General features: G+C 59.5%; 25 protein-coding genes. 15 read left to right on the top strand and 10 right to left on the bottom strand.

The window, feature by feature from the left end; genetic code table 11:
- Position 1: 1 nt before the first annotated feature.
- Complete coding sequence (phnH, locus tag FS804_RS08875) at positions 2-610, bottom strand: phosphonate C-P lyase system protein PhnH (RefSeq protein ID WP_186376712.1); 609 nt, start codon at positions 608-610, stop codon at positions 2-4.
- The gene (phnG, locus tag FS804_RS08870) at positions 610-1,071 is read right to left on the bottom strand and encodes a phosphonate C-P lyase system protein PhnG (RefSeq protein WP_144576201.1); all 462 of its coding nucleotides are present in this window, start codon (positions 1,069-1,071) and stop codon (positions 610-612) included. Before phnG ends, phnH begins: the two co-directional genes overlap by 1 nt.
- 82 nt (positions 1,072-1,153) lie before the next feature.
- Between phnG and phnF the strand changes: the two genes are divergently transcribed.
- Positions 1,154-1,891: a phosphonate metabolism transcriptional regulator PhnF gene (gene phnF, locus FS804_RS08865; RefSeq protein ID WP_144576200.1), complete on the top strand. Its 738-nt coding sequence runs from the start codon at positions 1,154-1,156 to the stop codon at positions 1,889-1,891.
- A gap of 9 nt (positions 1,892-1,900) precedes the next feature.
- Here the strand turns inward: phnF and dapB are convergent, their stop codons facing one another.
- The 4 genes from dapB to mepA all read right to left on the bottom strand — a co-directional run bounded on the left by dapB (position 1,901) and on the right by mepA (position 5,441).
- Positions 1,901-2,728, bottom strand: coding sequence for a 4-hydroxy-tetrahydrodipicolinate reductase (gene dapB, locus FS804_RS08860; RefSeq protein ID WP_144576199.1), 828 nt, complete (start codon positions 2,726-2,728; stop codon positions 1,901-1,903).
- Between the two features lie 129 nt (positions 2,729-2,857).
- Complete coding sequence (locus FS804_RS08855) at positions 2,858-3,880, bottom strand: glucokinase (protein WP_144576198.1); 1,023 nt, start codon at positions 3,878-3,880, stop codon at positions 2,858-2,860.
- A 22-nt stretch (positions 3,881-3,902) separates the two neighbouring features.
- The gene (locus FS804_RS08850; RefSeq protein ID WP_063949794.1) at positions 3,903-4,286 is read right to left on the bottom strand and encodes a methylglyoxal synthase; all 384 of its coding nucleotides are present in this window, start codon (positions 4,284-4,286) and stop codon (positions 3,903-3,905) included.
- Between the two features lie 99 nt (positions 4,287-4,385).
- On the bottom strand, positions 4,386-5,441 hold the full coding sequence (gene mepA, locus FS804_RS08845; protein ID WP_144576197.1) for a penicillin-insensitive murein endopeptidase: 1,056 nt from the start codon (positions 5,439-5,441) through the stop codon (positions 4,386-4,388).
- A 201-nt stretch (positions 5,442-5,642) separates the two neighbouring features.
- Here mepA and FS804_RS08840 point away from each other — a divergent pair, with 201 nt between their 5' ends.
- The 7 genes from FS804_RS08840 to FS804_RS08810 all read left to right on the top strand — a co-directional run bounded on the left by FS804_RS08840 (position 5,643) and on the right by FS804_RS08810 (position 15,701).
- The gene (locus FS804_RS08840) at positions 5,643-7,487 is read left to right on the top strand and encodes an extracellular solute-binding protein (RefSeq protein ID WP_144576196.1); all 1,845 of its coding nucleotides are present in this window, start codon (positions 5,643-5,645) and stop codon (positions 7,485-7,487) included.
- A gap of 142 nt (positions 7,488-7,629) precedes the next feature.
- Positions 7,630-8,724, top strand: a complete 1,095-nt coding sequence (locus FS804_RS08835) for a microcin C ABC transporter permease YejB (protein ID WP_144576195.1) — start codon at positions 7,630-7,632, stop codon at positions 8,722-8,724.
- Positions 8,725-8,753: 29 nt separating this feature from the next.
- A complete protein-coding gene (locus FS804_RS08830) occupies positions 8,754-9,869 on the top strand; it encodes an ABC transporter permease (protein WP_371417848.1) in 1,116 nt (371 codons plus the stop codon).
- 5 nt (positions 9,870-9,874) lie between these two features.
- A complete protein-coding gene (locus tag FS804_RS08825) occupies positions 9,875-11,515 on the top strand; it encodes an ABC transporter ATP-binding protein (RefSeq protein ID WP_144576193.1) in 1,641 nt (546 codons plus the stop codon).
- A 100-nt stretch (positions 11,516-11,615) separates the two neighbouring features.
- The gene (locus FS804_RS08820; RefSeq protein WP_144576192.1) at positions 11,616-12,863 is read left to right on the top strand and encodes an FAD-binding oxidoreductase; all 1,248 of its coding nucleotides are present in this window, start codon (positions 11,616-11,618) and stop codon (positions 12,861-12,863) included.
- 173 nt (positions 12,864-13,036) lie between these two features.
- Entirely contained in the window at positions 13,037-14,398 is a 1,362-nt protein-coding gene (locus FS804_RS08815; RefSeq protein WP_186376742.1) for a glutamine synthetase family protein, read from the top strand.
- Between the two features lies 1 nt (position 14,399).
- The gene (locus tag FS804_RS08810; protein WP_186376711.1) at positions 14,400-15,701 is read left to right on the top strand and encodes an FAD-binding oxidoreductase; all 1,302 of its coding nucleotides are present in this window, start codon (positions 14,400-14,402) and stop codon (positions 15,699-15,701) included.
- Positions 15,702-15,770: 69 nt separating this feature from the next.
- Here the strand turns inward: FS804_RS08810 and FS804_RS08805 are convergent, their stop codons facing one another.
- Complete coding sequence (locus tag FS804_RS08805) at positions 15,771-16,259, bottom strand: gluconokinase (RefSeq protein ID WP_186376741.1); 489 nt, start codon at positions 16,257-16,259, stop codon at positions 15,771-15,773.
- Positions 16,260-16,481: 222 nt separating this feature from the next.
- Here FS804_RS08805 and FS804_RS08800 point away from each other — a divergent pair, with 222 nt between their 5' ends.
- Positions 16,482-17,198, top strand: coding sequence for a 2'-5' RNA ligase family protein (locus tag FS804_RS08800; protein ID WP_144576190.1), 717 nt, complete (start codon positions 16,482-16,484; stop codon positions 17,196-17,198).
- Positions 17,199-17,393: 195 nt separating this feature from the next.
- Here the strand turns inward: FS804_RS08800 and FS804_RS24930 are convergent, their stop codons facing one another.
- A complete protein-coding gene (locus FS804_RS24930) occupies positions 17,394-17,561 on the bottom strand; it encodes a hypothetical protein (protein ID WP_172801619.1) in 168 nt (55 codons plus the stop codon).
- Between the two features lie 237 nt (positions 17,562-17,798).
- On the opposite strand from FS804_RS24930, the gene FS804_RS08790 reads away from it, so the two are divergent.
- The 3 genes from FS804_RS08790 (at position 17,799) to FS804_RS08780 (ending at position 19,962) form a co-directional block, all read left to right on the top strand.
- Complete coding sequence (locus tag FS804_RS08790) at positions 17,799-18,146, top strand: ArsC family reductase (protein ID WP_144576189.1); 348 nt, start codon at positions 17,799-17,801, stop codon at positions 18,144-18,146.
- 12 nt (positions 18,147-18,158) lie between these two features.
- Positions 18,159-18,635 carry a Cys-tRNA(Pro) deacylase gene (gene ybaK / locus FS804_RS08785; RefSeq protein ID WP_063949420.1) on the top strand — a complete coding sequence of 159 codons (477 nt, stop codon included), beginning with the start codon at positions 18,159-18,161 and terminating at the stop codon, positions 18,633-18,635.
- Positions 18,636-18,723: 88 nt separating this feature from the next.
- On the top strand, positions 18,724-19,962 hold the full coding sequence (locus FS804_RS08780) for an aminopeptidase (RefSeq protein ID WP_144576188.1): 1,239 nt from the start codon (positions 18,724-18,726) through the stop codon (positions 19,960-19,962).
- Positions 19,963-19,965: 3 nt separating this feature from the next.
- On the opposite strand, the gene FS804_RS08775 is transcribed toward FS804_RS08780, so the two are convergent.
- Positions 19,966-20,829 (bottom strand): EamA family transporter, encoded by an 864-nt coding sequence (locus FS804_RS08775; RefSeq protein WP_144576187.1) that lies wholly within the window; start codon positions 20,827-20,829, stop codon positions 19,966-19,968.
- Between the two features lie 81 nt (positions 20,830-20,910).
- Here FS804_RS08775 and FS804_RS08770 point away from each other — a divergent pair, with 81 nt between their 5' ends.
- The 3 genes from FS804_RS08770 (at position 20,911) to FS804_RS08760 (ending at position 23,485) form a co-directional block, all read left to right on the top strand.
- Complete coding sequence (locus tag FS804_RS08770; protein WP_144576186.1) at positions 20,911-21,411, top strand: MarR family winged helix-turn-helix transcriptional regulator; 501 nt, start codon at positions 20,911-20,913, stop codon at positions 21,409-21,411.
- Between the two features lie 109 nt (positions 21,412-21,520).
- Entirely contained in the window at positions 21,521-22,228 is a 708-nt protein-coding gene (locus tag FS804_RS08765; protein ID WP_144576185.1) for a FadR/GntR family transcriptional regulator, read from the top strand.
- Positions 22,229-22,282: 54 nt separating this feature from the next.
- A complete protein-coding gene (locus FS804_RS08760) occupies positions 22,283-23,485 on the top strand; it encodes a mandelate racemase/muconate lactonizing enzyme family protein (protein ID WP_144576184.1) in 1,203 nt (400 codons plus the stop codon).
- Here the strand turns inward: FS804_RS08760 and xseA are convergent, their stop codons facing one another.
- Positions 23,486-25,084, bottom strand: a complete 1,599-nt coding sequence (gene xseA, locus FS804_RS08755) for an exodeoxyribonuclease VII large subunit (RefSeq protein ID WP_063949426.1) — start codon at positions 25,082-25,084, stop codon at positions 23,486-23,488.
- Positions 25,085-25,195: the final 111 nt, after the last annotated feature.

Below are 25,195 nucleotides of genomic sequence, written 5' to 3'. Positions count from 1 at the left end.
CTTACGCCTCCACTGGTTTGATGCGCGTCGTGCGCGGCAGGCAGACGAATCTATCGCCAGCCGTCAGTATGACATCGACGCCACGCGGGAAGGTGGCGTTGTTCTCTGCCCAAAGCAGGTGGAATATGTCTGGCAGGCCGATAGGGCGAATGGTGTTGACGCCTCTGATGCCCGGTCCGGAGAGCAGCAATTCCCGCCCGCCTTCAAGGTCGGGCAGCTCGATGATCAGCGTGGTCGAACGGTCGGGATATTCCTGACTGCCTTGGGCGAAAAGGCCGAAGGAGGCGATGGCGTTGCCCGCTTCGAGGACGGCGAAATGCGCAGCCGCTTTTTCTTCCGCCACCGGCGCGCCGGTGTGAAAGCCGATCCAGCCCGGCACTGCGGTCTTGCGCAACGTGCCGCTCAGCCAGACCGGGGTATCGTGGTCGCACAGTGCGAGCAGAACAGCCCCGGTTGCCCGGGCGAGCGCCGTGGGCGGAGCGACCGTAGTCTCGATGGTCTGCTGTGTACCCGGACGCGCCATGCCGTCCATCAACTTTTTAAAAATTCGCTGAGAATCGAAGACCGCGTCGGAAAAGCCGCCGGTCAGTGCTTCTGCCTCGACGCTCATCAGTCCTCTCCTCGAACCATGGTGAAGAAATCGACCCGCGTGGCAGCGGTTTCCTTTGTTTTTCGCGCCTTCTCGTCACGCAGTCTTTTTTCGACAGGTGAAAGAAGCTCACTCTCGATGAAGTCCCGGGTCCGGTTTTCCTGCCAGAGCGCGTCGAAAACGGCCGCATACCAGGCCTTCTTGCGGCCGGTGCCGAGAACATGGGCGTGGCCAACGGTTCCCGAGGCAAGCTTAACGGTTGCGCGGGTGACTGTGGTCTCGCCGAGATTAAAAGGCGCACCGCCGCCGCCAATACGGCCTTTGACCATGACGAGGCCGGTTTCAGGCCCACGCACATTTTCCGTTTGCGGGCTGGCATCCTGCCGACTCCAGACCGTTTCAAGTTCCTGAACGGTGGCGCGGGCAAGAAGCGCCGCCACTCGTTTCCTCTCCATCTGCATATTCGCAGCTTCGCTATCCATCGCTTGACCTCAAATGTCTATTGGTGTAGACAACTATACAATATAAGCTACATTTAATGGCGATGAATGACAAGCGTGTGACATGAGCCCATCAGCAGCAATGAAAAGAAAGAACGGCGTTGCACTCTGGCGGCAGATTGCCGACCGGATCAGGGGTGAGATAGCGGCTGGCGATCACGACGAAACCGGAATGTTGCCACCGGAAATGACGCTCGCCGAAAAATTCGGCGTCAACCGCCACACCGTTCGCAGCGCCATTGCCGCGCTGGCCAGCGAAGGCATTCTCGAGCCGATGCAGGGACGCGGCACGTTGATCGCACGCAAGGAGCGTCTGAGCTTTCCGATTTCGCTGCGCACGCGGTTCACGGCCGGCATCGGCGATCAGGTGAAGGAAATGGAGGCGCTGCTGCTTTCCCACACCACCGAGCCAGCAAATGCCGATCTCGCGGCCCGGCTGCAAATGCCGGTGGGTGCGCCGCTTGTCCGTCTTGAAACGCTGCGCAAGGCGGACACCCGGCCGGTGTCCCGCTCGACAACATGGTTTCCGGCGGATCGTTTCGCCGGGATAGGGGAGGCCTATCAGAACAGTGGCTCGATCACGGCAGCTTTCAAGATGCTGGGCGTGGAGGACTATGTGCGCATCTCAACCGTCATTTCTGCTATCCATGCGGATACGCAGGATCTTGCCGATCTCGAATTATCGCCGGGGGCTATCCTGCTTGTCACCCAGGCATTGAACGCCGATATGGACGGCGTGCCGGTGCAATATGCCGTCAGCCGATTTTCCGCCGATACAGTCGAATTCACGGTCGAAAATTAGAATACCGGCTTATTCCATCTGCGAAAGACCGAGCACATCAAGCATGGAATAGAAGCCCGGCTTCTTGTCCAGGGCCCAGACGGCTGCCGTGATCGCGCCGCGTGCGAAGATGGAGCGGTCGCCAGCATAATGGGAGAGCTCAACGCGCTCACCTTCGCCGGCAAAAATGACTGAGTGCTCCCCGATGACAGAGCCGCCGCGCAATGTGGCAAAACCGATGGTGCCGATCTCTCTAGCGCCCGTATGCCCGTCGCGCACCCGCACGGAAGAGGCAGCGAGATCGACGTTGCGACCGGCGGCGGCCGCTTCGCCGAGCAGCAGTGCTGTGCCAGAGGGCGCATCCACCTTGTGCCTGTGGTGCATTTCGAGAATTTCAATATCCCAGTTCTGTTCGTCCAGCGCCTGCGCCGCCTGCTGGGTGAGAACGCTGAGCAGATTGACGCCGAGGCTCATATTGCCCGACTTGACGATACGGGCATGGCGGGACGCTGCCTTGAATTTTTCGTCGTCTTGCGCTGAGCAGCCCGTGGTGCCGATGACGTGCACGATGCGCGCCTGAGCGGCAAGGCCCGCAAAGGTGACGCTCGTTGCCGGCGAGGTGAAATCGATCACCCCTTCCGCATGGAGAAATGCCTGCAGCGGATCGCTGGTAATTTCGACACCGATTGGTCCGAGACCGGCAATCTCTCCGGCATCGCGTCCCACGAAGGCGGAGCCTTCACGCGCGACGGCGGCGTGCAGCTGAACGCCCGGCGTCTGGTGAATGAGGCGGATCAGCGCCTGTCCCATCCGGCCTGCCGCGCCGACCACCACCAGTTTCATGTCGCTGCCGCTCATGCTGTCACTCACTTCTCATGTCAGACGGATCGAAACCCGCCGGTATCGGATGATGGTTATTTTCCGCCATGACGTTAAAGAGCGCCTCTGCGCTTCGCAAGCATCAAAGCTGGCCGACCCTTGCAACGATCAGGCTCTCCAGCGCCGCCCGTCCAGCGACAGGCCGAAATCCGAAGGCGTTCTGGCGTAGGTGGCAAGACCTGAAAGCGCCGCCTGTGGATGGGTGACGACGAAGGTGGGAATGGTCCGCATCAGCGCGCTGTGCGGCGCCTTGTCTTCGAAAGCGGCGCGGAATTCCGGGCTCTTCAACGCCGGAACGATCTTCTGCGAAATGCCGCCGGCCAGATAAACGCCGCCCTTGGCCATGAAGATCAACGCAAGGTCACCCGCCACGCGGCCGAGATAGGTGCTGAACAGCGACAGCGTTTCTTTCGCCTGTGCATTCTGGCCGGAAAGGCCGTGCGAGGTGATGTCGGCGGGATCGGAGAAGACAGGCCCGATGCCGTCGGCCTTGCAGATGGCCCGATAAAGGTTGACCAGCCCGCGTCCGCATAGAATCTGTTCGCCGGCGACGCGGCCCTCGATGGTTTCGATATGCGGGAAAACCTCATAGTCACGCGCGCTTCTCGGGCCGATATCGATATGGCCACCTTCGCCAGGCACCGGGAACCACATATGGCGCGCATAAACCAGACCCGCCACACCAAGTCCCGTGCCCGGTCCAAGAACCACGCGAGAGGCCAGCACGTCTTTTTTGCCGGAGCCGATGGCGTCGCGGTTGTCGTCGTCAAGAGCCGCAATCGCGAGCGCCTGCGCCTCGAAGTCGTTGATGACGATGACATCCTTGAGCCCGAGATTGGCGAGCATGCCCTTCGGCTTGACGACCCAATGGCAGTTGGTGAGCGGTATCTCGTCACCTTCGATCGGGCCAGCGATGGCAAGAATGGTCGAGACGGGCTGAAGCGAGGTCTTGTCCAGAACCGCCTGCTGGATAGCGTCGTCAATAGTTGGGTATTCCGCCGTCTTCACTGTGGTGAGATGCACGGGCTCCGCAAAGGAATCGATCAGGATGGAAAAACGGGCATTGGTGCCACCGATGTCGCCAAGAAGGATTGGGAAGGACAGATATTCGGTATCGGACGTCTTCGGCATTGCCTGTTCCATGGTGGGAGGGTCAGTTGGCGACGTGGAAGTCGATGAGATTTTCGGCAGTGGCACGGTTGAGCGCCATGGGGATATCGTAGACCGTTGCCAGCCGGGTCAGCGCCTTCACGTCGACGTCATGCGGCATGGCCGTCAGCGGATCGGTAAAGAAGATCAGCATGTCGACTTCGCCTGTCGCGATCATCGCGCCGATCTGCTGGTCGCCGCCGAGCGGCCCGCTTTTAAGCCGAATGACTTCGAGGCCCGGGCAGGCTTCCTGCACGCGCCCGCCGGTGGTGCCAGTGGCGACGATCTTGAACTTGGCAAGCGCCTTCTGATGCTGACGGGCGAAGTCCGCCATATCGTCTTTTTTCTCGTCGTGAGCGATGAGCGCGATACAGCGTAGCCCTTCCATGATCCCAGCCTGTGTCATTAGAATTAAATCGATTTGAAGCCTTCTATAACAGCTTGCCGCCATTTGAAAAGGGAAGCTGTTGAATGCCTCAGTTCTGTTTCAGTTCAATGTCGGACGCTGGGTCGGGAGGGGAATATCGGATGGCGGCTGGATGGCCGGAGCACTCTGAATGACCTGTTCTACATTCTGCTGTCGCACGGCCTGTGCCGGAGAGGCTGAATAGGCCTGAGCCGCAATCCCCTCGGGATTGGCGGACGGCGCTGCCGCAACAGCAGCGCAGGCCGCCGGCAGATCGGAAACCATCACCTGGCGCGGCTTTACCGGCTTGGCATTGGGGTTCTTTTTCGGCGGCGCCCATGGCTCCTTGGTGAACCACCAGGCAAGGGACTTGTCGCAGCCATCGCCCTTGCCGACGGATGCCTGCGGTTTGCAATTGGGCGCGCCGGGCGGGCATTCCAGCCGAATGTGGAAGTGCTCGTCATGGCCGTAAATCGGCCTGATCTTGCCCATGAAGGTCCGGTCGCCAGTCCATGTCTGGCAGAGCTTCTGCTTGATGGCCGGGTTGACGAAGACACGCTCCACCTGCGGGTAACTTGCCGCCATCATCACCAGCCGGGCATTCAGCGGCGACCATTTGCGGTCGTCAACCGTCAGAAACTTGCTCTTGTCCAGCATCGAGATGAAGGGCACCGTCTCTCGCTGCTCCACCGTCAGCCGGGGAGTGGGCATGGGCCGCCACCAGACATCCACATCGAGACCGATCTGGTGCGAGGCATGCCCTGTCAGCATAGGACCGCCGCGTGGCTGGGAAATATCGCCAAGCAGCAGGCCCGGCCAGCCAATCTTCTGGGCATCCTGCGAAAATCGCTCAAGAAAGGAAATCAGCTGCGGCTGGCCCCAGCGCCGGTTGCGGGAAAGGCGCATGGCCTGCCAACCGGGGCCATCGGTAGGCATGGCGATGGCGCCAGCCTGGCAGCCTTTGGCATAAGAGCCGATCGGTTGGGAAGCTGCGGCGGAAGGCAGCGCCATGTGGCCGAACACTTCTTTTGCGGGCCTGTCTTCGGCCGATGCGGTCTCGATCTGCCATTGCAGCGCCGAGACGACCGACATCGTGAGCATCGCTGCCTTGAAAATTCTGGATGATCCCGCCGTCATGTAGCCGTGCCCGCCCGATCAGTTGATTCTCTACCTCTGAGGATAAACTGGAACGGGATTTTGTTGAAACCATGTTTCGCTTGGCCCGCGCAAAGCAGGATAAATACGTCGATAAAGAGCTTGTGAGACAGCGCATCTGTTTTTTGCCAATCTTTCTTTTATGCTCTCTTGAGCAAGTACAAGAACACGGACATTGACCCGATGATATTGGCACCACTGAAATCCCGCTTTCTCATTGCCCTCACGGCCTCCGCCCTGCTGATCCCGGCGGCGGCTTTTTCCCAGTCGGGCGATGTCTGGCGAAAGGGGATTTCGACGGTCGGGGAGCTGAAGCATCCCGATGGCTTCGACCACTTCGATTATGTGAACACCAATGCGCCCAAAGGCGGCACGTTGCGCCTCTCGACATCGGGCACCTTCGATACACTAAACCCGCTGCTGGCGAAGGGCGAGGCGGCAACGGGCCTGTCGCTCGTCTTCGATACGCTGATGAAATCGACGGAAGAGGAACTCTCGGCCTCCTATGGTTTGTTGGCGGAAGGCGTCAGCTATCCCGACGATATTTCCAAAGCCACGTTCCGCCTGCGGCAGGAGGCCAAATGGGCGGACGGCAAGCCTGTGACGCCCGAGGATGTCGTGTTCAGCTTCGAAAAGGCCAAGGACCTGAGCCCGCAGCTTGCGACCTATTACACCCACGTCACCAAGGCGGAAGTGAGCGGTGACAGGGACATCACCTTCACCTTCGATGAAAAGAACAATCGCGAGCTGCCGCAGATCGTCGGTCAATTGATGATCGTTCCCAAGCACTGGTGGGAAGGCACCGGCCCGGACGGGAAGCCGCGTGACATTTCGCGCGGCACGCTGGAGCCCGTCATGGGTTCGGGCCCCTACAAGATCGCTGCCGTCGCCCCCGGATCGACCATCACTTATGAACGCCGTGACGATTATTGGGGTAAGGACGTCAACGTAAACGTGGGGATGAACAACTTCAAAACCATCGCCTACACCTTTTTTGCCGATCAGGACGTGGAATTCCAGGCATTTAAATCGGGCACGATCGATTTCGCGCGGGAAGCTTCCTCCAGCCGCTGGGTCACGGGTTATGATTTTCCCGCTGTCAAAGACGGTCGGGTGAAGAAGGAGGAGCTGCCGAACATCTACCGTTCCGTCGGCATCATGCAGGCTTTTGTGCCGAACATGCGGCGGGAAAAGTTCCAGAACCCGAAACTGCGCAAGGCGCTGAACTATGCCTTCGATTTCGAGGAACTCAACCGCACGCTGGCTTATGGCCAGTTCCAGCGCATCAACAGCTTCTTCATGGGCAGCGAATTGGCTTCATCTGGCCTGCCGACGGGTCGAGAACTGGAACTGCTTCAGGAGCTCAAGGATCAGGTCCCACCTGAGGTCTTCACGACGGAATACAAGAACCCGGTGGCGGGCGATCCGGCCAAGCAGCGCGACAATCTGCGCGAGGCCGTCAAGCTGATGAAGGAGGCCGGTTACGAGTTGCGCGGCAACCGCATGGTCAATGCGATGACCGGTCAGCAACTCGATATGGAATTCCTGATTGATTCCGCCGGCATGGAACGAACGATCCTTCCCTATGTGCAGAGTCTGAAGAAAATCGGCATCAACGCGACGATCCGCACGGTCGATGCCTCGCAATTCACCAACCGCACCCGCAGCTTCGATTACGACATTATCGTCAAGCTCTGGGCGACGTCGGCCAACCCGGGCAACGAGCAAGCCGATTACTGGGGTTCGGCGGCTGCTGATCGTCAGGGATCGAACAACCTCGCCGGCATCAAGAACCCGGCCGTCGATGCTTTGGTGCGCAAGGTCATTTTTGCGCCCAATCGCGATGAGCAGGTCGCTGCTGCCCGTGCGCTCGACCGGGTGCTGCTCGCCAACAGCTATGTCATTCCGCAATTCTACCGTGGCGAGCTGTTCATCGCCTATTGGAACACGATTGTCCGCCCGGAAAACCTGCCCGAATACGGCATCGGATTTCCCGAAGCCTGGTGGTCCAGCCAGGCCGGAAAATGACGCCGGCCTTGCTTTCGCGATCAAGGCTTGATTCACATAGGCCAGGACGAATCGCTTGAAATGCGCACGACGCTGCTTTGAGGAAAGGACCGGGCTTGACCCAGACGAAAGACGCTGACCGAACGGCTGGGAGAAAAGGCTGATGGGCGCCTATATCCTCAGACGTCTGGCGCTGATGATCCCAACCATCATCGGCATCATGGGCATTTCGTTTCTCGTCATCCAGTTCGCCCCGGGCGGTCCGGTGGAACAGGTCGTCGCGCAGCTGACGGGGCAGGGCGACAGCGCTTCCGACCGCCTCTCTGGCGGCGGCGACCTCACGGGGCAGGGGGGCGGCTTCGATGAAAGCGGGTCGAAATATCGCGGCGCGCAGGGGCTCGATCCGGAGCTGATCAAGAAGCTCGAAAAGCAGTTCGGTTTTGACAAACCGCCGCTCACCCGGTTCCTTGAAATGATGTGGAATTACATCCGCTTCGACTTCGGCGACAGCTTCTTCCGCAATTCGTCGGTCATCGATCTCATCATCGACAAGCTGCCGGTCTCGGCCTCGCTCGGCTTCTGGATTCTTATCATTTCTTATGTGATTTCCATTCCGCTCGGCATCAAGAAGGCCGTTTCCGACGGCTCGACCTTCGATGTCTGGACATCGGGCATCATCATCATCGGGTATGCGGTGCCGAGCTTCCTGTTCGGCATCCTGCTCATCGTGCTTTTCGCCGGCGGATCGTTCTTCGACTGGTTTCCGCTCCGCGGCCTGGTGTCGGACAATTTCGACCAGCTGAACTGGTGGCAGAAGATCATCGACTATTTCTGGCACCTCACATTGCCGCTCATCGCGCTCTCGCTCTCTGCCTTCGCGACGACGACGCTTTTGACCAAAAATTCCTTCATCGACGAGATCAAGAAGCAATATGTCATCACCGCCCGAGCCAAGGGTCTTACGGAACGCAAGGTTCTCTACGGCCATGTCTTCCGCAACGCGATGCTGATCGTGATCGCCGGCTTTCCGGGCGCCTTCATCTCGGCCTTCTTCACCGGCTCGCTGCTCATCGAGAATATCTTCTCGCTGGATGGCCTCGGCCGGCTCGGTTATCTCTCGGTCGTCAACCGTGATTACCCGATCGTCTTCGGCACGCTGTTCATCTTTTCGCTGATGGGTCTCGTTGTCGGCCTGCTCTCTGACCTCATCTACACATGGATCGATCCGCGCATCGACTTCGAGCGGAGGGACGTGTGATGTCGCTTGCTCATCCCGCCGGAACAGAGATGCTGGTCAAGCCCAAGCGCCCGTGGTTTTCGCCAACCACAAAGCGCCGTTGGCAGAATTTCAAGGCTAATCGCCGTGGATACTGGTCCTTCTGGCTGTTCCTGATCCTGTTCTTCCTGAGCCTCATGGCGGAATTCATCGCCAACGACAAACCCATCCTCGCCTCCTACAAGGGCGAGATTCTCGTGCCGGTCATGGTCGATTATCCGGAGGAAAAATTTGGCGGTTTTCTCGCCCAGACCGATTACAAATCCTCCTTCATTCAGGACGAGATCAACGCCAATGGCTGGATGATCTGGCCGCCGATCCGGTATTCCTACCAGACGGTCAATTCCAATATTCCGCATTCCGCGCCCACGGCACCTTTCTGGCTGATGGATAAAAAGGAGCGCTGCTCGGCCTACCCGCAGGGCGATGCCGATCCCGGCTGCACGCTTGGCAATCTTAATTGGCTCGGCACCGACAATCAGGCCCGCGACGTCACGGCGCGGATGATCTACGGCTTCCGCATCTCCGTGCTGTTCGGTCTGACGCTGACCATTGCTTCTGCCATTGTCGGCGTCACCGCCGGCGCTATCCAGGGCTATTTCGGTGGCTGGACGGACCTGCTTCTGCAGCGTTTCATCGAAATCTGGTCGTCGATGCCGGTGCTTTACATCCTGCTGATCATCGCGGCCATCCTGCCGCCGGGCTTCTTCGTGCTGCTCGGCATCATGCTGCTGTTTTCATGGGTCGGCTTTGTGGGCATTGTCCGCGCTGAATTCCTGCGCGCCCGAAACTTCGAATATGTCCGGGCGGCCCGCGCACTCGGGGTCGGTAACTGGACGATCATGTTCCGCCACCTTCTGCCCAACGCCATGGTGGCAACGCTGACCTTCCTGCCCTTCATTCTCTCAGGGTCGATCACGACACTCACCTCACTCGACTTCCTCGGTTTTGGAATGCCGCCGGGATCGCCGTCGCTGGGCGAGATGATTGCGCAGGGGAAGAACAACCTCCAGGCTCCCTGGCTAGGCCTGACGGCATTCTTTACGATGTCCATCATGCTGTCGCTCCTGATCTTCATCGGCGAGGCCGTTCGCGACGCCTTCGATCCACGCAAGACGTTCCGGTGATCGCCATGATGGAAACAACTATTCAGCCGCTTCTCTCCGTCCGTGATCTCTCCGTCGCCTTCCATCAGGGCGGCGCGACCAGTGTCGCCGTCGATCACGTCTCCTTTGACCTGATGCCGGGCGAAGTCGTTGCCCTCGTCGGGGAATCCGGCTCCGGGAAGTCGGTCACCGCAAATTCCATTCTCAAACTGCTGCCCTATCCGGCCGCAAGCCACCCCTCCGGCAAAATCCTGTTCGATGGCAAGGATATGCTGACATTGCCGGAGCGCTCCCTGCGTGCGGTGCGCGGCAACGATATCACCATGATCTTCCAGGAGCCGATGACCTCGCTCAACCCGCTCCACACCATCGAGCGGCAGATCGGCGAAATCTTGGAGCTGCATCAGGCAATTACCGGCGCGGAGGCGCGTCAACGCACACTCGAATTGTTGTTGCAGGTCGGCATCCGCGAGCCGGAAAAGCGCCTGAAGGCCTATCCGCACGAATTGTCTGGAGGCCAGCGGCAACGCGTGATGATCGCCATGGCGCTCGCCAACCGGCCGAAACTGCTGATCGCCGACGAGCCGACCACCGCACTCGACGTCACGGTCCAGGCGCAGATCCTCGAACTCTTGAGCGATCTGAAGGCGAAACATGGCATGTCCATGCTGTTCATCACCCACGACCTCGGTATCGTCCGAAAGTTTGCCGACCGTGTCTGCGTCATGACCAAGGGCAAGATTGTCGAGACCGGCACGGTAGAGCAGGTGTTTACCGATCCGCAGCACGCCTATACCCGCCATCTTCTGGCTGCCGAGCCGAAGGGCGAGCCGCCGCACTCCGATGCCAGCAAGCCAGTGGTCATGCAGGGTGAAGACATCAAGGTCTGGTTTCCGATCAAATCCGGGTTGATGCGTCGCGTTGTCGACCATGTGAAGGCGGTTGACGGCATCGACATTACCCTGCGCGCCGGCCAGACCGTTGGCGTGGTGGGCGAGTCCGGCTCCGGCAAGACCACGCTTGGCCTTGCGCTCTCGCGGCTGATCGCGTCTGAGGGGCGTATCAGCTTCGTTGGTCAGTCGATCGACCATTATTCGTATGAGATGATGAAGCCGTTGAGAAATCGGCTTCAGGTGGTATTTCAGGACCCTTACGGCTCTCTCAGCCCGCGCATGTCCGTTGGCGAAATCATTGCCGAAGGCCTGAAGGTGCATGAGCGGTCGCTATCGGCCGTCGAGCGCGATACGCGTGTCGCCACGGCACTGGAGGAGGTGGGCCTTGATCCGGCCACCCGCTGGCGGTATCCGCACGAATTTTCCGGCGGCCAGCGCCAGCGCATCGCCATTGCCCGCGCCATGGTGCTGAAGCCCCGTTTCGTCATGCTTGACGAGCCGACATCCGCGCTTGACATGAGCGTGCAGGCGCAGGTGGTTGATCTGCTGCGGGATCTGCAGGCAAAACACGAATTGGCCTATCTCTTCATCAGCCACGATCTGAAGGTGGTGAAGGCGCTCGCCAACGATCTCATCGTCATGCGTCACGGCAAGGTGGTTGAAAGTGGCCCTGCGGCTGAGGTTTTTGCCAATCCGCAGCAGGACTACACCAAGGCATTGCTCGCCGCCGCCTTCAATATCGAGGCCGTGGAAACGAAAGCGGTGAGCCAGTAAGCCGCATCGGTATTTCGTTCAAGGCGATGACTTCCTGTTGCTTTGCGCAGCAGGCCGACCCATGTTGCGATAAAGGTGACATGGAATTGGATGGATTGCGATGGCAGCGGATGTGATCGTTTTAGGAGCGGGCATCATCGGAGTTTCGGTGGCCCTGCAACTCGCCCGACGGGGCAAGTCGGTGGTGCTGGTGGACCGGCGCGGGCCGGGGGAAGAAACATCCTTTGGCAATGCCGGCCTGATCCAGAGAGAGGGCGTGGTGCCCTACGGTTTTCCGCAGGACCTTGCGCTCTTGCTGCGCTACTCGCTGAACAACAGGATCGATGTCCGTTATCGCCTCTCCGCGCTTCCCAAAATCGCGCCGTTTCTCGGGCGCTACTGGTATAATTCAGCCGCCGCCAGGCACGCCGCAATCGCCCGCGCCTATACGCCTTTGATCGAACATTCGGTGTCCGAGCATAACATCTTGATCGATGAGGCCGGGGCGGGTGAACTGATTGTCAAAAATGGCTGGATGGAAGCCTATCGAACCGCAGAGAGGCGAGATGCCGATTATGCTTTCGCCGAGCGTCTTTCCCGCGAAAACGGCATTTCCCACACCAAACTGGATGCCAAAGAGCTTGCGGCATCCGAACCGCACCTCTCCCGGGATTTTGTTGGTGGACTGAAATGGAATGACCCGTGGTCCGTACTTGATCCGCACGGGCTGACGCTTGCTTATGTAAAGCTGTTCGAAAGCCTCGGCGGCAGCGTCGTGCGGGGCGATGCCTCGACACTGAGCCAGACCACAAGCGGCTGGACGGTGCGCACGGCGACAGGTGCGGTCGAGGGCGAGCAGGCGGTCGCGGCGCTGGGCCCCTGGGCCGATATCGTGACGCAACGACTGGGTTATCGCTTCCCGCTCGGGGTGAAGCGCGGTTATCACATGCATTATGCGCTGCAGGAGGGCGCCAGGCTCAATAACTGGCTGATCGATGCCGAGCGCGGTTATTTTCTTGCGCCCATGCGGAAGGGCATCCGGCTGACGACCGGAGCAGAGTTTGCCGAGCGCGACGCACCGAAATCCCCCGTGCAGATCGACCGCGCGGAGCGTGTGGCGCGCAGCATTTTCCCACTCGGCGGAAGGCTCGATGCTGAGCCATGGATGGGTGCGCGGCCATGCACACCGGACATGATGCCGATCATTGGCAAGGCGCCGCGTCACAAAACATTGTGGTTCGCATTCGGGCACGCCCATCATGGTCTTACCCTCGGGCCGATTACGGGCCGGGTCATAGCCGAAGCCATGCTGGGAGAGAAGCCGGTTATCGCGATCGATGCCTATCGCCCGGAGAGGTTCAATCCGTAAGAAGAGGAAACTGCTGGCCTTCCTGCAACAGGCCACGTAACATGTTCATATACAAAAGGGGAAAAAGGGCGAACGTCATCATGGTGGCGAGGTTTCTCATCTATCAGCAGCAGGACGATTTTCGTTAGCGAAACTCGCTGCGCATGAACGAGATGGAAACGGCTTGCTGGTGCATGATGGATGATATTGAAAACGCAAAGAAATTTTTCGCCGATAATCCCGATATCGAAATTCTCGAAGCTTTCGTCATAGATGCGAATGGCGTTCCGCGCGGCAAATGGATTCCGCGCGAAAGGGCAATCGACGTGCTCGAAAAGGGAATGGCCATCCCGCGCTCCGTCTACGCGCTGGATATCTGGGGCAGGGATGTGCACGCGGCCGGTCTGGCCGAGGGCACCGGGGATCCGGATGGGTTCTGTTTTCCGGTGCCCGGCACACTGTCGCGGGTGACATGGCTTGGCAGGCCGACCGCACAGGTTCTTCTAGCCATGAAAAACCCCGATGGAACCGGTTTTTATGGCGATCCGCGCCATGTTCTGTCGCAGGTTCTGAATGCCTATAACAAGGCCGGTCTAACGCCCGTTGTGGCGACAGAACTCGAATTTTACCTGATCGATCCCGTTCGTTCGGCGCTTGATCCGGTGCGCCCACCGCACAGCCGTGAGGGACGCTGGCACACCGGTCAGACACAGGTTCTGTCGATTTCCGAATTACAGGATTTCGAGGATGTCTTTCATGACATCGCCACCGCCTGCCGCGCACAGGGTGTGCTTGCTGATACCACGCTGCGGGAAAATGGTCCCGGGCAATATGAGATCAACCTCAACCATGTGCCGGATGCCCTGCAGGCCGCAGATTTCGCCGTCTTTCTCAAACGCATCGTCAAGGGCGTCGCACGACGGCACGATCTCGACGCAACTTTCATGGCGAAGCCCTATGGGCTCCAGGCTGGCAATGGAATGCATGTGCATTTCTCCGTTCTCGACAAGAGCGGCAGGAATATCTACTCCGGGGAAGAGGGACCATCGGACGCGCTGATGCATTCGGTCGGCGGTCTCCTGGAAAACATGGGGGAGAGCATGGCGATCTTCGCGCCCCATGCCAATTCCTATCGTCGCCTGACCCCCAGTGAACACGCACCGACCTACGCCTCTTGGGGCATCGATAATCGCTCGGCGGCCGTGCGCGTCATCGTTGCCAGCAAGGTCGCGACACGTATCGAACATCGGGTGGCCGGCGCCGATACCAATCCCTATCTGGTTCTTGCGATGATCCTCAGCGCGGCCCTCGCCGGCATGAAGGAGAAGCGCCAACCGGGTGGCGCGATTTCCGGCGACAGCCATGCGATCAACCACGAGCCGCTGCCTACCAACTGGGACTATGCGCTGCAGCGCTTCACGCGGTCGAGTTTTGCATATGCAACGCTCGGGCAGAAGTACCGCACGCTGTTCTCCGCCTGCAAACAGCAGGAGCTTTCCGAATTTTCCCTGCGTGTAACCGACGTCGAATATGACGCCTATATCAGGACGGTGTGAAATGGCTGAGGTAACCGATATTCCCAATCCCGGCCACACATCGTCGTGGTACGCGGCATCCGCCAATATCAAAACCGTGCGGCCGACGCTTGAGGGCGCGCTGGATGCGGATGTCTGCATCATCGGTGGCGGCTTCACCGGCATTTCAGCGGCGCTGGAACTGAGCGAGCGCGGTTACGCGGTCATCGTGCTGGAAGGTGTGCGGGTTGGCTTCGGCGCGTCGGGCCGCAATGGCGGGCAGATCGTCAATGGTTACAGCCGCGATCTCGAAACCATCGCCGGCCGCTACGGGCATGACAAGGCAGTAAAGCTCGGCGAAATGTCGCTGGAAGGCGGCGCCATCATCCGCAGCCGCGTCGCCAAATACGGGATCGACTGCGATCTCGTCGACGGCGGTATTTTCGCCGCCTTCACGCCGAAGCAGATCCGCGAAATGGAAGCCCATAAGGCCCACTGGGAAAAACACGGCCATGGCGGGCTCGAAATGGTCTCAAAGGCGGATGTCGGGAAATATGTGAAGACCGATCGTTATGCAGGCGGCATGATCGACCGCTTCGGTGGCCACATCCACCCTCTTAATCTTGTTCAGGGGGAAGCGGCGGCAGCCGAAAGCCTCGGTGCGCGCATATTCGAAAACGCGCGTGTCATTGCGGTGGAGCAGGGCGTCAATCCCATCGTGCGCACGGCAACGGGCAGCGTGAAGGCAAAATATGTCCTCGTCTGCGGCAATGCCTATCTCGGCACATTACTGCCGGAAATCGGCGAGCGAATGATGCCGGTCTCGAGCCAGGTCATGGCGACGGAGCCGCTCGATGCCGATCTGATCGAAGCCCTTCTTCCTGCCAATTATTGCGTCGAGGACGCTAATTACATTCTCGATTATTACCGCCGCACGTCTGACAACCGTCTGCTTTACGGCGGCGGCATCGGTTATGGCGGCAGCGACCCGGCCGACCTGACGGGTGTGATCCGGCCGAATATGCTGAAGACATTTCCGCAGCTGGAAAAGGCGAAGATCGACTTCGCCTGGAGCGGCAACTTCGCGCTGACCCTGACGCGCATTCCGCATATGGGCAGGCTCTCGCACAATATCTACTTCTCGCACGGCGACAGCGGTCACGGCGTCACCACGACCCATCTTCTGGGAAAGATATTGGGCGAAGCCGTTGCCGGCCACGCCGAGCGGTTCGATATCTGGAGTTCGCTGCCGAATTACCCGTTCCCGGGTGGAAAGACCTTCCGTGTCCCGCTCACCGTGCTCGGTGCCTGGTGGTACGGCTTAAGGGACAAGCTCGGCCTCTAGCGCATTCGAGTAAAGACGCGGCGTCGTTTACCTCACGCCATGTCTGCTGCTTCCGCAGCCCGGACAGTCCTAGAAGGTCACCGCCTTCAGTCCGGCAAGAGCATTTTTGGTGATCTCATCAGGTGTGGTGTCGATGCTGACGGTGACGACACCCGGTTCGCCGGTTGGCACTTCCAGCGTGGCAAGCTGTGTTTGAAGCAGCGAGAGTGGCATGAAATGGCCCTTGCGTTCGCCCATGCGCCGGCTGAGCAGCTCCAGGCTGCCGTCCAGATAAACGAAAGCAAGTGGACCGCCCGTGGCCTTGCGCAGATGGTCGCGGTAGATTTTCTTGAGCGCCGAGCAGGATACAACGACGCCACCGCTCGCGTTTCCCTTTTGCAACTCAGCACCGATCAGATCGAGCCAGGGCCAGCGGTCGTCGTCCGTCAGGGGAATGCCTTCCGACATTTTCTCGACATTGGATTTGGGGTGCAGCTTGTCGCCTTCAATGAAGGCAATGCCCAGCTTGTCTGCCAGCGCTTCCGCGACCGTGGACTTGCCCGACCCGCTCACTCCCATCACGACGATTGCCTGCGTCACGCCAACCTCTGATATTTCTGTTTCGACAGTGAGCCCCTAACATGTGCGGCAGGTCTCGTGAATACAAAAATGAGGGAGATTGCCTGCAGCCTCCTCCCAAATACTGCTCCGGGTCATCAAGTTCGTTCCGCTTTTGTTCTTTAAATTTTCCGGTGATGATGATAACGTCGAAACCTGGGCAAAACGCCCTGGAGTACCGCGGTGGGGTTCGATTTGGCAGACGCGAGGAATTTGGAGCAGCTATCCTTCGAGGGATGGGAGCCGGGGAAAGTACGGCGTTTTAATTCTCAATATACCACCAAGCTCTTGATCACCGTGAGACCGCCGGCAGCCCTGGCAGCACGGATTTTTGCCGATTCCTCGCACCACGCGGCGAAGCAAACGAAGCGCGAGGCTCATCCAGCAGCCGTTCTGCATATAACATTGCTTTGTGTTGGATGCTTTGAGGTTGTGCCGGAGGGGCTCGTTCATCGGCTGAAGAATACGCTCGGCGAGATCAAGGCCCGGCCCGTTCCGATAACATTCGATAAGAGCTCGCTGTTTGGCAATCGCGGCAGCCTCGCTTTGCACAGCAGCCATGAGATGCTGGAAATGCAGTCTTTATCGACGATGCTCCAACGTGCCCTTTGGCGGGCCAACCTGCCCTTTGTTGCGCCCTCCTCTTTTGCGCCCCATCTCGCGCTGATTACCGGATGTGGAAGAATTGAGCCGATGCCCGTCGAGAAACCATATAGTTGGCTTGCCGGAAGCTTCGAGCTTGTGTGCAGTCACGTGGGCGAACCGCAGCTTGAGTTACTCGCACGCTTCGCGCTTACCCCGAAAGCAGAGTGTTACGAGCGGCCTGAAAGCCAACTGCACTTACCAGGAAAAATAATCGGACACTCTAAACGGTCGATGCAGAGGGCATCGGCGCAATAACGGGTTAAAGGCTTACGAGCCAGGGGTATGCCAGGCTATGTTCACTTCGGTTGGTCCGACGATCGGTTTAATTGATGGGACATTGCAACAACGGCACAGCCTTCTTGTCCATTGGTCCACACTGAGCGCATCAACACCAAAAGGCGTCGATCGTGCAAGCGAGGCGATTTCGCCTCGCTGGAAGCAATGTGCAGCTTAGAGCTGGACCTTGTCAAATGCCTTGCCGTCGATGCCGAGGGCTTCGAGGTCGGCGCGGGCGGGCTTGCGATGTGCGCGAACTGCGGCCGAAACCGAAAGTGCTGCACCGAGAACGGCGAAAGTTTCACCGAAGAAGTGACGCGATGTCTTAGCAACCTGACGCATTTTTTCTCTCCATCTTTGATGCCCAGATAATGGGCATTCCGGCGTCGCTCTACAACGCCTGATGCAGCAGGGAAGCCATGCAGCTTTGCTCGCGCTCGTTTGGATATCAGTCAATTCATTTTTGCATGGCTCGAGAGCTTGAGCGGTATATTTGCGCAGGGCGTCGAGCCGGACGGGTTGAACGAGCCGGATAATTTGTTATGCCGGGATGCTGAGCGCGATGTAGAGGTGGATGGAATGACGGTCACGATTTACGGTATCAAGAACTGCGATACGATGAAAAAGGCCAGAAGCTGGCTTGAAGCCAATGGCGTCGACTATTCCTTTCATGACTACAAGGCCGCCGGCATCGACCGCGCTCATCTTGAGGCATGGTGCGATGCCGCAGGCTGGGAAACCGTCCTTAACCGGGCTGGCACGACGTTCAAAAAACTGGACGACGCGAAGAAGGCCGATCTTTCGCGGGAGAAAGCCATCGCATTGATGGTGGAGCAGCCCTCCATGATCAAGCGACCGGTGCTGGAGACGCGGGGCAAGATCACGGTCGGCTTCAAGCCGGACACTTATCAGGCCCTTTTTGCGTAAGCAGATTTAGCCATGTCGAAAACAACCCGCGCAACGCAAGTGTTGACGAAGGCCGGCATCGCCTTCACCACTGTCACCTATGACTACGACCCGACTGCCGATCGCATCGGTTTGCAGGCGGCGGCAGCGATTGGCGAGCCGCCCCATCTGGTGCTGAAGACGCTGATGGCTGAGCTCGATGGCAAGCCGGTCTGCGTTGTGGTTCCTTCGGATCGGGAAGTGAGCATGAAGAAGCTCGCGACCGCCTTCGGAGGCAAATCGGCCAGCATGATGAAGCCCGCCGAAGCGGAACGGGCAACCGGCTACCACGTCGGCGGTATCAGCCCTTTCGGGCAGAAGAAGCAGGTGCCGACAGCCATCGAATCCACTGCCATGGGCCATGATTACGTCTACATGAATGGTGGGCAGCGCGGCTTGCAACTGCGGCTTTCCCCGCGCGACGCGCAGACGGCATTAAACGCGATCGCCGCGCCGCTGGTCGCCGATTGAAGCGCGAGAGGCAGCGTTGAAAGCATTTGGCTTTCAGTTGGAATGGGCTATGGTCGGCGCCTCCGAATGAAATAGACGAAGGCAGATCATGACTGTTTCTCCCATCGATCCCGTCAAACTCGAAAAACTGGCCGAAGTCGCCATCAAGGTCGGCCTGCAATTGCAGAAGGATCAGGATCTGGTGATCACCGCGCCGCTGGCAGCCCTGCCGCTGGTGCGTTTTCTGACCAAACACGCCTATATGGCCGGTGGCGGGCTGGTCACCACCTTCTATTCCGATGAAGAAACCACGCTTGCCCGCTATCGCCACGCGAGCGACGCCAATTTTGACCGGGCTTCCGGCTGGCTCTATGAAGGCATGGCAAAAGCCTATGCCAATGGCGCAGCGCGGCTGGCGATTGCCGGCGACAACCCGATGCTGCTGGCCGAACAGGATCCGGCCAAGGTGGCGCGCGCCAACAAGGCCAATTCCACCGCCTACAAGCCGGCGCTGGAGAAGATTTCCAACTTCGACATCAACTGGAACATCATCTCTTATCCAAACCCGTCCTGGGCAAAGCAGGTCTTCCCCGATGTATCGGAAGACGACGCTGTCCGCAGGCTCGCGGATGCCATTTTCGCCGCATCGCGCGTGGATGTGGCCGATCCGGTTGCAGCCTGGGCGCAGCATAACGCCAATCTTGCCAAGCGGTCGGCGTGGCTCAATGGCGAGCGTTTTTCGGCACTGCGTTTCACCGGTCCGGGAACGGATGTCACGATCGGGCTTGCGGACGGGCATGAATGGCACGGCGGCGCTTCGGTCGCCAAAAACGGCGTAACCTGCAACCCGAATATCCCCACCGAAGAGGTCTTCACGACGCCGCACGCGTTGCGCGTGGATGGTTATGTTTCCAGCACGAAACCCCTTTCGCATCAGGGTACGCTGATCGACGATATCCAGGTAAAGTTCGAAGCTGGCCGCATCGTCGAAGCCAAGGCTTCGAAGGGCGAAGCCGTATTGAACAAGGTCCTCGACACTGACGAAGGCGCGCGGCGCCTGGGTGAAGTGGCGCTGGTGCCGCATTCCTCGCCGATTTCGGCAAGCGGCATCCTTTTCTACAACACGCTGTTCGATGAAAATGCCTCATGTCACATCGCGCTTGGCCAGTGCTACTCGAAATGCTTCCTTGACGGCGCTTCGCTGTCGCAAGAGCAGATCAAGGCACAGGGCGGCAATTCCAGCTTGATCCATATCGACTGGATGATCGGTTCCGACAAGGTGGACATTGACGGCGTGAAGCCGGATGGCTCCACGGTTCCTGTCATGCGCAAGGGCGAATGGGCCTGACGGCTATTTCGGCAACTGGCTGCGCTGGCTGAGCCAGATGCTGAAAAGCACCGCCATGAAGCCGGCGATCTGCGCTGGCGTGAGGCTTTGACCGAGCGCCAGCCAGCCCAGCAGCGTTGCCACAACAGGACTCAAGAATCCGAGCGAGGCTGCCGCTGAAGGTTCGATGCGGGCCAGCCCACGAAACCAAAGAACATAGGTGAGTGCCGCACCGATGAGCCCGAGATAGGCGATGCCGAGAATATTGGCCGCTGATGGCGTCGGCAGTGCCGGCTCCAGAAGATAGGCGAGCGGTAAAAGAAGAATGCCGCCCGCGGTCAGTTGCCATGCGGTGAAGGTGAGGTTCGAGACCGGCGGGCGCCATTTGCGGCTCAGTACTGTTCCAAAGGCCATGGAGACGGCACCCGCAAGGCCTGCGGCAATGCCGATGCCATCGAGCACCGCGCCCGGCGTCAAGACGAGTAGCGCGACACCGGCGATACCGAGAAAACCGGCGGCGATGGCCAGCGGTCGAATTTGGGTTGCGAGAAACAGTCGCGAAAGGCCGATCACAATGAGAGGCTGGACCGCGCCCACGGTTGCCGCAACGCCGCCGGGCAATCGATAGGCCGAAACGAACAGCATCGCCCAGAAAAACGCAAAATTCAGCGCGCCGAGGATGAAGCTGCGGTGCCACCAGATTCCCTGCGGCAGCCTGTGGACGATTAGCAGCAGCAGGATGCCTGCCGGCAAAGCGCGCAGCATGGCGACATGCAGTGGATATCCCTGCGGCAGGAATTCCGTCGTGACGAAGTAGGTGGTGCCCCAGATGACGGGGGCAAGCGCGGTAACCAGCACGTCGGCTGCAAAAGTCGGATTTTTCTTCATTTCAAGAATCTCTACATCAAGATAAATTGAGTTTAATGGAGTTTGTCTTGACGTCAAGATACCTTTCGCTATGCATAGGCGATGAGCAAGAATCCACCTGATCACGTCGACCATATTCTCGCACAATGGCGCAGGGAGCGATCCGATCTCGATGTCGGGCCCATGGGCTTGCTTGGCCGTTTACACCGGCTGACCACGCACCTCGGCCGCGAGGTTGAGGCGGTGCTCTTGAAGCACGGCCTCTCCTCCTCCGCCTTCGACGTGCTGGCGACCTTACGGCGCGCGGGCTCACCCTATCGGCTCTCTCCCGGCGATCTGCTGTCCATGACCATGGTCAGTTCCGGCACCATGACAAACCGGATTGACCAGCTTGAGAAAGCAGGGATGGTGGAGCGTATCCACAATCCACAGGACCGGCGCAGCGTCTTGATATCGCTGACGGAACGGGGCTTTTGCGTGGTGGAGGCGGCGGTCGCGGCGCATGTCGAAAACCAGCATCGGCTTGTCGCCTGTCTCACCGAAGAAGAACGAACGACTTTAGACGGGCTGTTGAAGCGGTTCCTGCAGGGGTTCGAGGAGTAATATGAAGCGTCACCGCCGGCCCCGCGGCAAGGGGTCTGCGGCGCTTGTTTCCTGAAGAAGAATCCTGTAAGCATTTTTTCATAAACCTGTACGACAGGTTGGAGGAAGAATGTTAAATCCAATTGCGCATGAGGCCGGTCTTGTCAGCAGCACGATCGGCGCGATCACCCGCCACATCAGAGAGAACGAGTTGGCGCCAGGCGCAAAGCTGCCGAGTGAACTTTCGCTCTCGCAACAGCTTGGTGTCTCGCGCACTGTCGTCCGCGAGGCTTTCCGATCGCTTTCGGCGATGCGGCTCATCGATGTCAGCGCCGGCAAGCGCGCCACAGTGGCCACGCTGGATCATGGCGCGATGTCGTTGATGTTCGAACATGGCATTCACACCGAGCAGATCAACATCCAGCAGATCTATGACGTACGACGCACGATCGAAGTTCGCACCGTGACGCTTGCGGCGCTGCGACGCACGGATGCAGAAGCGCTCATCATTCTGGAACATGCCAAGGCCATGGAGAGTGATTTTGGGAAGAACGACAAGGTCATGGAGCATGATCTGGCGTTCCATCTGGCAATCGCCAAGGCTTCCAAGAACCCTGTTTTCGAACTCATTCTTGGCGCGTTCCAGAACGTGACGCGTCAGACCTGGCCGATCGGCTGGAAAAGCCGCACATCCGACGCGCAGCGCCACGCCGCCGGTGAGCTACACATCGCCATCGGGCAGGCCGTTGCCGCGGGCGATCCGCAAACGGCCTCGACGCTGATGGCGCGGCATTTCGATGAAAGCGTGCACGCGCTTCTGGCGGCTGGCATCGCCTGATTTCTCAAACCCAGTTCCAGACGGAACACGACCTGCCTCTGGAGGAGACACTTCATGAAAATCACCAAACTTGAGACCGTTCGTGTGGCGGAACGGGCCAACCTGCTTTGGGTTCTGGTCCACACGGATGAGGGCATCACCGGATTAGGCGAAACCTTCTATGGCGCGGAGACCGTCGAGGCCTATGTGCACGAATACATCGCGCCGCGCGTGATCGGCCGCGACCCGCTGCAGATCGACCTTCTCGCGCAAGACCTTGTGGGCTATCTCGGTTTTCGCTCATCCGGCGCAGAAGTGCGCGGCAACTCCGCCTTTGACATCGCCCTCTGGGATATTTTCGGCAAGGCCACCAACCAGCCCATAGCCCAGCTGCTCGGTGGTTTCAGCCGCAGGGAAATCCGGACTTACAATACCTGTGCGGGCACCGAATATATCAAGAAGGCGACCGGGCAGCAGACGGCCAATTACGGCCTTTCCGGTGGCAAGGACTATGATGACCTGAATGGCTTCCTGCACCGCGCGGACGAACTTGCGCACTCGCTACTTGAGGATGGCATCACGGCCATGAAGATCTGGCCCTTCGATGCGGCGGCGGAAAAGACACGCGGGCAATATATCTCGATGCCGGACCTGAAAAGCGCGCTGGAGCCTTTCGAAAAAATCCGCAAGGCGGTGGGCGATAAGATGGATATCATGGTGGAGTTTCACTCCATGTGGCAGCTTCTGCCCGCCATGCAGATCGCCAAGGTGCTGACCCCCTACCAGACCTTCTGGCACGAAGACCCGATCAAGATGGACAGCCTTTCCAGCCTGACGCGATATGCCGCCGTTTCGCCCGCACCGATTTCGGCATCGGAGACGCTCGGCTCCCGCTGGGCCTTCCGTGATCTCCTGGAAACGGGCGCTGCCGGTGTTGTCATGCTTGACATCAGCTGGTGCGGCGGGCTTTCGGAAGCACGCAAGATCGCCTCCATGGCGGAAGCCTGGCATCTGCCGGTCGCCCCGCATGATTGCACCGGGCCGGTGGTGCTCTGTGCCTCCACCCACCTGTCGCTCAACGCGCCGAATGCGCTGGTGCAGGAAAGCGTGCGCGCCTTCTACAAGACTTGGTATCGTGATCTCGTCACGGCCTTGCCGGAAGTGAAAAACGGCATGATAACGGTGCCGCCGGGCGCCGGGCTCGGCATGGAACTGCATCCCGACATCGAGAAGAGCTTCACCGTCAGCCGCCGTTTTTCGGATGCGGCTTCGATCTGATCAGAACAGGCTGCCCTGGTTGCCCGGGTCCGATGAGGCTGGCTTGACCGGCTTCTTTTTCGGCGCGGCGGTGGCATCCGGGGAAGATGTGCCTTCTCCGGTTGTGATCGCCGAGACGCGGCCATCGGAAAATTCCATCGATACCACGGCACCGGAAGCAATGGCCGCAGCGCGGGTCAAAGGGCGGTTCTCCTCATCGCGGATGACAGCATAACCGCGCTTGAGCACGTTTTTGTACGAGAGCGATTGCAGGATACGGTCATGGGCGGCAAGGCCGGACCGGTTCTGCGCCATCCGGTGCAACACGGCAGTATCGGCCCGGCGCGAGGCAGTGGCAAGGCGCTCCTTTTGCCGCTCAACTTGGCCAAGCAGCCGGGCGGGTAGGGAGCGCAGGGATGAGTCGAAGGAATCGACACGCCCTTTTCCCTGCAGCAGCCGGCGTTCCACCAGCGTCTCCGCCCTGTGCATGCGCTCGGTGATCCTCTGCCTGTGGTGCTTAAGGCCATTCAACAGGGTTTCCGGTCTCAGTCCCGAGGCGGAACGCTCGAATGTCCGCCGCTTGTTCAGCGTCGTCAACTCCAGTCCACGCCCAAGACCACTCGCAGCCTCGTCGAACCGGCGGCGCGGCAAGGCGAGCAGCTGATCGAGCGACGGTAGCGCCCGCACCAGGGCGCGCACGCCTTGCCGGCGATTGTCCATCTGCCGCGAGACAGAGCCGGAAAGGCGGGCAGCGAGGCCGGAAAGCTGCGCCTCGAGTTCCGCCCGCACAGGCACCGCCATTTCGGCGGCTCCCGTCGGCGTCGGTGCACGGACATCGGCGGCGTAATCGATCAGGGTGGTATCGGTCTCATGTCCGACGGCGGAAATCAGCGGAATTTCGCTTTCCGCTGCGGCGCGCACGACGATCTCATCGTTGAAGCTCCAGAGGTCTTCCAGACTGCCGCCACCACGCGCAACGATCAGCACGTCAGGCCGTGCGATCTCGCCACCGGGCTGAAGCGCATTGAAACCGCGAATGGCGTTCGCCACCTCCTCGCCCGAACCTTCTCCCTGCACCTTGACCGGCCAGACAAGCACATGAACGGGAAAGCGATCCGAAATGCGATGGAGAATATCGCGGATCACCGCGCCCGTCGGCGAGGTGACGACGCCAATGACGTGTGGCATGAACGGCAGCCGGCGCTTGCGGGCCGGGTCGAACAGTCCCTCGGCCGCCAGTCGACGGCGCCGGTCTTCGAGAAGCGCCATCAAAGCGCCGGCACCGGCCGGTTCAAGGCTTTCGATAACGATCTGATATTTCGAGGAGCCTGGGAAGGTCGTGACCTTGCCCGTCGCGATCACTTCCATGCCCTCTTCCGGGCGGAACTTCAGCCGAGAGAAGGTTCCTTTCCAGATCACGGCATCGATGCGGGCGCGATCGTCCTTCAGCGAGAAATAGGCGTGGCCGGACGAATGTGGCCCGCGATAACCAGAAATCTCGCCACGCACACGCACCTGATCGAAGGCCGTTTCCACCGTTCGCTTGATGGAACCCGACAGTTCGGACACCGAAAACTCGGCAAGATTGCTCAATGCGGCATGGGAGAAAATATCGCTCATGCCTGCTTTTATCGAAAATGGCTCGATTCGGAAATGCCGGGGAAAGCTCGCAACGATTTAACGGCGGTGAAACCATATCCTCAACTACAGAGTTAGGAAAACGGGAGTTGG

Source organism: Agrobacterium sp. DE0009 (genome assembly GCF_007680755.1).
Classification (GTDB): domain Bacteria; phylum Pseudomonadota; class Alphaproteobacteria; order Rhizobiales; family Rhizobiaceae; genus Agrobacterium; species Agrobacterium tumefaciens_B.
The sequence above is the reverse complement of the archived record's forward strand: the minus strand, read 5'-3'. Positions and strand labels throughout refer to the sequence as shown.